The 8,205-nt window shown below is 57.3% G+C and carries 10 protein-coding genes; 5 read left to right on the top strand and 5 right to left on the bottom strand.

Annotated elements, in window-relative coordinates; all coding sequences use genetic code 11:
* The coding region (locus ACR0NZ_RS19875) for a hypothetical protein (RefSeq protein ID WP_480521350.1) at nt 1-218 on the bottom strand (218 nt) is incomplete at its 3' end.
* 54 nt (nt 219-272) lie between these two features.
* A complete protein-coding gene (locus ACR0NZ_RS19870) occupies nt 273-986 on the bottom strand; it encodes a uroporphyrinogen-III synthase (RefSeq protein ID WP_480474456.1) in 714 nt (237 codons plus the stop codon).
* Nucleotides 987-1,084: 98 nt separating this feature from the next.
* Between ACR0NZ_RS19870 and tsaD the strand changes: the two genes are divergently transcribed.
* The 5 genes from tsaD to ACR0NZ_RS19845 all read left to right on the top strand — a co-directional run bounded on the left by tsaD (nt 1,085) and on the right by ACR0NZ_RS19845 (nt 5,290).
* Complete coding sequence (tsaD, locus tag ACR0NZ_RS19865) at nt 1,085-2,182, top strand: tRNA (adenosine(37)-N6)-threonylcarbamoyltransferase complex transferase subunit TsaD (RefSeq protein WP_480521348.1); 1,098 nt, start codon at nt 1,085-1,087, stop codon at nt 2,180-2,182.
* Entirely contained in the window at nt 2,179-3,141 is a 963-nt protein-coding gene (locus tag ACR0NZ_RS19860) for an NAD(P)H-dependent glycerol-3-phosphate dehydrogenase (RefSeq protein ID WP_480521346.1), read from the top strand. The genes tsaD and ACR0NZ_RS19860 overlap by 4 nt, the downstream gene beginning before the upstream one ends.
* Before the next feature lies 1 nt (nt 3,142).
* Entirely contained in the window at nt 3,143-3,412 is a 270-nt protein-coding gene (locus tag ACR0NZ_RS19855; RefSeq protein ID WP_480482615.1) for a YciI family protein, read from the top strand.
* Nucleotides 3,412-3,834 carry an EVE domain-containing protein gene (locus tag ACR0NZ_RS19850; protein WP_480521344.1) on the top strand — a complete coding sequence of 141 codons (423 nt, stop codon included), beginning with the start codon at nt 3,412-3,414 and terminating at the stop codon, nt 3,832-3,834. The genes ACR0NZ_RS19855 and ACR0NZ_RS19850 overlap by 1 nt, the downstream gene beginning before the upstream one ends.
* 160 nt (nt 3,835-3,994) lie before the next feature.
* Nucleotides 3,995-5,290, top strand: coding sequence for a hypothetical protein (locus ACR0NZ_RS19845; RefSeq protein WP_480521342.1), 1,296 nt, complete (start codon nt 3,995-3,997; stop codon nt 5,288-5,290).
* Between the two features lie 219 nt (nt 5,291-5,509).
* Here the strand turns inward: ACR0NZ_RS19845 and ACR0NZ_RS19840 are convergent, their stop codons facing one another.
* The 3 genes from ACR0NZ_RS19840 to ahcY form a co-directional block, all read right to left on the bottom strand.
* Nucleotides 5,510-5,851, bottom strand: coding sequence for a DUF2853 family protein (locus ACR0NZ_RS19840; RefSeq protein ID WP_480521340.1), 342 nt, complete (start codon nt 5,849-5,851; stop codon nt 5,510-5,512).
* 137 nt (nt 5,852-5,988) lie between these two features.
* The gene (locus tag ACR0NZ_RS19835; RefSeq protein WP_480521338.1) at nt 5,989-6,738 is read right to left on the bottom strand and encodes an extensin-like domain-containing protein; all 750 of its coding nucleotides are present in this window, start codon (nt 6,736-6,738) and stop codon (nt 5,989-5,991) included.
* A 13-nt stretch (nt 6,739-6,751) separates the two neighbouring features.
* Nucleotides 6,752-8,140 carry an adenosylhomocysteinase gene (ahcY, locus tag ACR0NZ_RS19830; protein ID WP_480521336.1) on the bottom strand — a complete coding sequence of 463 codons (1,389 nt, stop codon included), beginning with the start codon at nt 8,138-8,140 and terminating at the stop codon, nt 6,752-6,754.
* Nucleotides 8,141-8,205 lie beyond the last annotated feature (65 nt).

Below are 8,205 nucleotides of genomic sequence, written 5' to 3'. Positions count from 1 at the left end.
GCTTCGGCTTCGGCTTCGGCTTCGGCTTCGGCTTCGGCTTCGGCTTCGGCTTCGGCTTCGGCTTCGGCTTCGGCTTCGGCTTCGGCTTCGGACAGGTCTTCTTCTACAGGTTCAGCCGGGTCAACAGGCGTATCTTCCTGCCGCAGATCAGTTTCAACTGCATCATCTGCTAGGAGGGGTTCCACCGGCTTTTGATCGGATTTCTTCTTACCAGCCACCGCAATATTCCCCTTATCGAATCCAAATTCAGATGAATAACAGCCCAGGTTAAGTTAATCGGGGACCTCGCCACCCTCAACCCGCAACACATGTTTCACAAGCTTTTTAACAGCTTTACGCATTTTCTTCGGTGTCGGATGTTTTGCAATCTTCAGGTGCTCATAGTCCAAAGAATAAAGGGGATCAGCCGTAGCCTGGCTGATCGCAACCAGCCAAAGGGGGGCTGATCCGGCCCAGATATCGGCAAAATGTCGCGCCGTGCGCGGCGAGAAAAGCGGAGCAATTATCGGCAGATTTCCTTCGGCGGCCTCGGTGGCCTCGGGTGTTAGCGGCAACAACCGCTGCTGATAGACTGGCTGTTCCCGAACGGTCAGACCAGATTCGGTCAGGCGGCCAGCGATATTACCCCGTGTATGTTCACCCCGCAGGTGCAAAAGCGGGCTTTTGGGCCGATGCTTGAGCAGATGCCCAACCAATTCTTCTGCCGTGGTTCCGACCATCTTGGCCTGCCACCCATACCCTTTCGCGGTACCGGTTGTTGCGGGCCCCACGCAATAGGCCGGCAGAGTGCGGTCAACACCTTTCGAAACCGCCGCATTTACCGCATTGGCCGATGTAAAGATCAATCCTTTTACACCTTTGGTATCCACCGCAACTGGCAGTGGCCGGATTTCCATGATCGGCGAATAGAGGGCCTGTACCCGAGATCTGACGCGGGTTGGCAACTGCTCGACAAACCTTTCCGAGGCGGAGCGAGGGCGGGTCATCAACAAAAACAACGTGTGGCGCCTTGACCCTTCAGGATTGTTTGCATCCGCGCAGGGTGATACCCCGCCGTATATACATGATGCAACGGATCAGGGTGATGGTGCAAACACTTACCGTATTGGGTTTGGAAAGCAGCTGTGACGACACAGCCGCAGCTGTCGTGCGCCAGACCGAAGGTGCCAAAGCCGAGATCCTGTCTTCTGTGGTGCACGGTCAAACCGATCTGCACAGCGCCTTTGGCGGTGTCGTGCCCGAGATTGCGGCCCGTGCCCATGCCGAAAAGCTGGATGTCTGTGTCATGCAGGCACTGGAGGCCGCCGGTCTGTCGCTGCGCGACATGGACGCTATTGCCGTCACCGCAGGGCCCGGTCTGATCGGAGGGGTCATGTCCGGTGTCATGTGCGCCAAAGGGCTAAGCGCCGCCACGGGCTTGCCGCTGATTGGCGTCAATCATCTTGCCGGTCACGCCCTGACACCCCGCCTGACGGACGGCATCGCCTTCCCTTACCTCATGCTTCTGGTGTCGGGTGGCCATTGCCAATACCTGATCGCCCATAGTCCCGAGCAGTTTGCCCGCCTGGGCGGTACAATCGACGACGCACCTGGGGAAGCCTTTGACAAGACCGCTCGCCTGCTGGGACTGCCGCAACCCGGCGGCCCGTCTGTCGAGGCTGAGGCCCGTGATGGCGATCCCCAGCGGTTCCGCTTTCCCAGGCCACTGCTGGACCGGCCCGGCTGTGACTTGTCCTTCTCGGGGCTGAAAACAGCCCTGATGCGAATGCGCGACCAAATCGTGGCCGACAAGGGTGGGCTGACCCGTCAGGACCGAGCTGATCTGTGCGCAGGATTCCAGCAGGCCATAGTGGACACATTGGCCGAGAAAACCCGCCGCGCGATTGATCTGTATCTTGATCACAATCCTGCTGATCCCGTTGTCGCGGTTGCAGGTGGGGTGGCTGCCAACTCGGCCATTCGGGCAGCGTTAGAGTCTGTTTGCGCACAACAAGGTGCCCGGTTTACGGCACCTCCGCTGGCTTTGTGCACGGACAATGCCGCGATGATTGCCTATGCGGGTCTTGAACGCTTTCGCACCGGCGCGCGCGACGGTCTGGACCTGACTGCCCGTCCCCGCTGGCCGCTCGATCAACGCAGCCCGGCAATGCTGGGCAGCGGTAAGAAAGGGGCCAAGGCATGAACGTATCTGTCCTGGGATCCGGTGCGTTTGGTACCGCTTTGGCAATCTCGCTATCAGGCAACGGGCCAGTAACGCTGTGGTCCAGAAACGCCGATCAGGCGCGGCAGATGCATGAGACGCGCGAAAACTCCACCAGGCTGCCTGGTGTTTCCTTACGCACGAACATCGCCGTAACCGCAAATATCGCTGAGGCGTCGAAGGCTGACATTCTGCTTTTGGCCGTTCCTATGCAGCAATTGCGCAGCGCCTTGCAAGATCACGCCCCGGTGCTGCACGGCAAGACACTGGTCGCTTGCTGTAAGGGGATAGAGTTGGATTCTGGTCTCGGGCCCGTTGCGGTCATCAGGGATGTTGTCTCCGATGCCTCGATCGCTTTGCTGACAGGACCCAGTTTTGCTGATGACATAGCGCGCGGTTTGCCCACTGCGTTAACGCTGGCTTGCGGTGATACGAATCTTGGCAAAACATTGCAGACCGAGCTGGCCACTGCGAACCTGCGCCTCTATCGGACCACTGACACCATAGGTGCTGAACTTGGCGGGGCGCTGAAGAACATCATGGCCATCGGTTGCGGCGCAGCAATCGGCGCGGGGCTGGGGGACAGCGCCCGTGCCGCGTTGATGACTCGCGGTTTTGCGGAAATGCAGCGCTTTGCCTCCCTGCGGGGCGCGCGTCCTGACACCCTGATGGGCTTGTCAGGGCTTGGAGATCTGGTGTTGACCTGTTCCTCAGAGCTGTCCCGAAACTACCGTTTTGGTCTTAGTTTGGGCCTGATCCAACCATTTGACCAACATACTACTGTCGAAGGCGTCGCCACCGCGCGCGCCATGTCAGAGATTGCCGTCAAGGAAGGGCTGGACATGCCCATCAGTACAACGGTGGCGGATCTGAGCCATGGTGCCTACAGTGTGACCGAGGCCATCCAAAACCTGCTCAATCGCCCACTCAAGGAGGAATAACATGCTGATCGCACTCATCGCCCGTGACAAAGCCGGGGCACTGCAAACCCGGTTGGACAATCGCGCGGCCCATCTGGCCTATATCGAAGAAACGGGTGTTGTATCGCAGGCAGGGCCGCTGCTGGATGGCGACGCCATGATCGGTTCGCTGGTTGTGCTCGACGTCGAAGATCTGGCTGCTGCGCAAAACTGGGCAGATAATGACCCCTATGCGAAGGCTGGATTGTTCCAGTCGGTTGAACTGATTCCCTGGAAAAAGGTGATCGGCTGATGGCATATTGGCTTTTCAAGTCCGAACCTTCGACCTGGAGCTGGGAACAGCAAATGGCCAAGGGGGATAAGGGCGAGGAATGGGACGGTGTGCGCAACTATCAGGCGCGCAATTTCATGCGTCAGATGGCCATTGGGGATTGGGGGTTCTTCTACCACTCTCAAAAGGACAAGTCAGTTGTTGGTATTGTCGAGGTATGCGCCGAGGTACATCCCGACAATTCCACCGATGATGAGCGCTGGGAATGCGTGGATATCAAGGCCGTCCGGTCCTTTTCCAAACCCGTGACACTGGACCAGATCAAGGCCGACGAACGGCTTGCCGAAATGGTGTTGGTGAAAAACTCTCGTTTATCGGTGCAGCCGGTAACTGACGATCAATGGAAGGCGATCTGCGCCTTGGGTGAAACGCAGCCGGATTGACCTGCCGTCCTGTACAAGGTGCAAAACTTCTCAATCGCCCGGCAAGGTGTTATGTTTCCAAGGGCTACGCCGGGTAGGGACCTGAAGGTTATGATTGCTCTGATCGTAACCGCTTGGTGTTGTTCGGATAAATTCGATATGTTTTGAAAGTTTGAACCCCGTGTCTGACACTGAAAACGGCAACGGGACACTCGATAACACCGTTGCTGCGAAAAGCACGAGAACCTGGGAAGCGCGCCTGAAAGAGGCGCGGGAGAAGCGCGCGTCGGTGCTTGCGGGGGCGCAAGAAGAGGCGCTGAAAGAACCTGCTTCGACCTCTGCGCAATCGGACGTTCTGCCCCCACCGGACGATACAGATACTGAGCAGATCGTTTCCGAACGGGTCCGCTCGCTAAATCTGGACAAGCCACGCGTCAGAAAAAAACGGAAAACTCGGGTCGCGTTAGTACTGGTTGCCCTTTTGTGCGGGGCCGCCTTGCAATGGGTCATTGCAAATCTTTTAGATGACTGGCCAACCGCAGACGCAGAAGATCAGGCCGTTCTGAATGCGCTTTCTGAAACCTTTCTGGCCCCCGAAGAACCGCCTGAGGCCGCAGCCACCAGCCTGCCGGACCCGAAAGACGCCCCTATACCAGAGGATCTGTTGGTTTCAGGGCCCCCTGAGCCTGAGCCTCTCTCAATACCCGCTGACGTCAGCGAACCCTTGGACAAGCCAAATAGCGAGTCAGTCGATCCGGTTGTTTTGGATCAATCCAGTGCAACCCTTTCCCAGGAACTGGAAAACACTGTCATGCCGGAAAGCGAGTTTGCAACCGGCCCGAATCCCGAAGCGGTAACGGAGAAGCCGGAGATTTCCTTAACACCGCCCAAGATTTTCATTCCTGCCCGGATGGAACCCACGTTGGCCGCCGCGACCGCCTCAGACATTCAAGCCGCGATTCCTGCCTGGTATGAACCACGACTTCGCAATCCCAATCCGCTGAACAAGGGCGGATTATCGCAGATATCACAGATAACCAATGATCCCATTCCGCAAGAGATCGACACACCCGCCAACCCGCCCTACGCCGAGGTGAAACCGCTTCTTGTGACGCCGATCATTGATCTTGAGGTCTCGCTTTTTGTACCGTCGAGAGTTTCGCAAGAGACCAGCAACCGGGCGTTGGAACTGCTTGTCCGAGGTCAGGCAACAGTGGTGGCAACAGCTCGGGTGGGATACCGGGTCAGAGAAACCCAGGTCCGGTTTTATCACCCCGATGACGCCGAAAACGCCGCGATGGCCGCCGATGCACTGGGGGGTATTTCACGGGACTTCACAAGCTCGGGCAGCAAGACGCGCCCGGGGCGGATCGAGGTTTATCTGGAAGGCAGCGGCGGAAATGCGGACGACAATTCAACCGTTCAACCTGACAGGGCAGAAAACCTCATCGCGCGTATTCTTAAAGAGTTCAGATGAGTAATGAGGGAAGGCTCTGACGATACAGAACCTTCCCTACCCCCGCGTGCTCCCTACTCACCACACGCGTATGGAAATATCTGGTTCTGACCGTCCTGGTCACGGATTGACCTTAGCCCAACCGCGCGCAGCGTTTCAAACGCCAAGTCCTTAAAAAACAACTCAAATACGAAACGCCTGCCGGAAAGACGACAGGCGTTTCAGGATTGCGCGGTTAGATCAGCCGTAAACAGCTTCTTTCCCGAAATGCTTAGTCAGCATGTAATAGACCACGGCGCGGTATTTGTTGCGCTCGGACATGCCATAAGTTTCCATGGCTTTGTTGATCGCTGCCATCAGCTCGGGACCATCTGACAGGCCCAGTTTCTTGATCAGGAAGTTGTTCTTGACGGTTTCCAACTCGGGCGCCTGGCTGGCTGCAACAGTTGCCGCATCTGCGTCATAAATCGCCGGGCCGCAACCGATTGTGACCTTGGTCAGCAGATCCATATCGGGGCTTATTCCGCATTTGTTTTTCAGATCTTCAGCGTATTTGGCTATCAACTCGTCGCGCTTGCCCATGTCCCAATCTCCTTTATCCGTTAATCCGGCACCAATCACCGATAGCCGAGACTAGACGTGTCACAGGTCAGCCCAAAAGGATAAAATATTGCGTTTCCTCCCCCTTAACGAAGGCTGGAATGCACGGGATGCAAGACCTATCTGCAATACCCCCAACCAGAACCTTGCAGGTGAAAATGATCCGCGTGCAAGCGATTGAAGTCCGGGCCTAGAACCACACGAAACCAGTCGCACGCGCCCCGCCAGATTTGCCGCAGGAATGCGGGTTCGGGTCCGGTACCCTGCCAGCCATTTAACAGGGTCAGTACGCGGCCATCGGTCGTCTCCACACCGATGATATCGATCGATTCCGCACGGGCATGGCTGCTCCATCCGTTGTTTTCACCCTTCAGGGTGCGTATGCGCCTGCAATTGTAACTTCCGACATGGCGCAAACGGGCAATACCGGTTCCAAGCAGTTCGTGCGCAGCCGGCTGCACGACATGGTGTTCCCACATCGTCAGCCGCAATGTTGTGGCGCAACTGGTTTCAACGGCTTCGATGTGCGAAGTGGCCAGCCGGGTCAGTAGACCCCGTGCGGCAATGCCACAGTTCTGATCAATGACCAGATCCTCCATCGCCTCGAAATGAACGCCTGCTTCGGTCAATGTAGCCCGACACTGGGTTTCATCCGCCAAGGCCCGGTTCAATTGATACCTGGTGACTGGCGTGACCTGCGCGCTGACTTTAAGGTCGTGCAATGGGTTCCAGTGAGATGGCACCGGTGTCTTTGGATGCGCCAACAGCACCCAGCCACCGCCACCCAGCACGATCACCACAACCAGAACCCTGAAAACAAAGAACGCCGCCGAGTAAAGAAACCGGCGGCGTCCGTTGTTCTGTGTCATCGTCAGACGACAATCAGTAGCGGTAGTGTTCCGGCTTGTATGGACCTTCTGGTTTGACACCGATGTACGCGGCCTGATCCGCATCCAGCTTCGTCAGCTTCACGCCGATGCGATCCAGATGCAGGCGGGCGACCTTCTCGTCCAGATGCTTGGGCAGGATGTAGACCTTGTTCTCGTACTGATCACCTTTGGTGAACAGCTCGATCTGTGCCAGAACCTGGTTGGTGAACGAGGCCGACATCACAAAAGACGGGTGACCTGTGGCGTTGCCAAGATTGAGAAGGCGGCCTTCAGACAGCAGGATCAGACGGTTGCCCGAAGGCATCTCGATCATGTCCACCTGCTCCTTGATATTGGTCCACTTGTGGTTCTTCAGGCTGGCCACCTGAATCTCGTTGTCGAAGTGCCCGATATTGCCGACGATGGCCATGTCCTTCATCTCGCGCATATGCTCGATGCGGATCACGTCCTTGTTGCCGGTGGTGGTGATGAAGATATCCGCGCTGGCAACTTCGTCTTCCAGCAGGGTTACTTCGAACCCATCCATCGCAGCCTGCAGCGCGCAGATCGGGTCAACTTCGGTCACCTTCACGCGCGCACCCGCGCCACGCAAGCTGGCGGCTGAGCCCTTGCCGACGTCGCCATAGCCGCAAACCACGGCAACCTTACCGGCCATCATTGTGTCGGTGGCGCGGCGAATACCGTCGACCAGCGATTCCTTACAGCCGTATTTATTGTCGAATTTCGACTTTGTGACCGAGTCATTCACGTTGATCGCCGGGAAGGGCAGGTGGCCGTCTTTCACCAGTTGATACAGGCGGTTCACGCCGGTGGTGGTTTCCTCGGAAACGCCTTGGATCTGGTCACGCATCTTGGTGAACCAGCCGGGGCTTGCCGCCATGCGCTTGGCGATCTGCTTCTTGATCACCTCTTCCTCTTCCGAACCCGGAACTGGGATGATGTCTTCGCCCGCTTCCGCACGTGCACCCAGCAGGATGTACAAGGTCGCGTCGCCACCATCGTCGAGGATCATGTTCGGGCCGTCTTCGAACAAGAAGGATTTATCCAGATAATCCCAATGCTCTTCCAGCGTTTGACCCTTGATGGCGAAGACGGGAATGCCTGCCTCGGCAATCGCGGCTGCTGCATGGTCCTGGGTCGAGAAGATGTTGCACGACGCCCAGCGCACATCCGCGCCCAGCGCAACCAGCGTTTCAATCAGAACAGCTGTCTGGATAGTCATGTGCAGCGATCCAACGATACGCGCACCTGTCAGAGGCTTGCTTTCCCCATATTCCGCACGCAGGGACATCAAGCCCGGCATCTCGGTTTCGGCAATGTCCAATTCCTTGCGGCCGAACCCGGCCAGCGAAATGTCTTTAACGATATAGTCCACGGCCATCTGGCGCTCCATTTTCGGTAAATCACAGTCCCGGCTGCCCCTAGCACTCCTTGGGGCAGGTGGCA

The sequence above is a fragment of the Ruegeria sp. AE3 genome (assembly GCF_056542225.1).
This window is presented reverse-complemented; position numbering and strand designations above follow the sequence as displayed.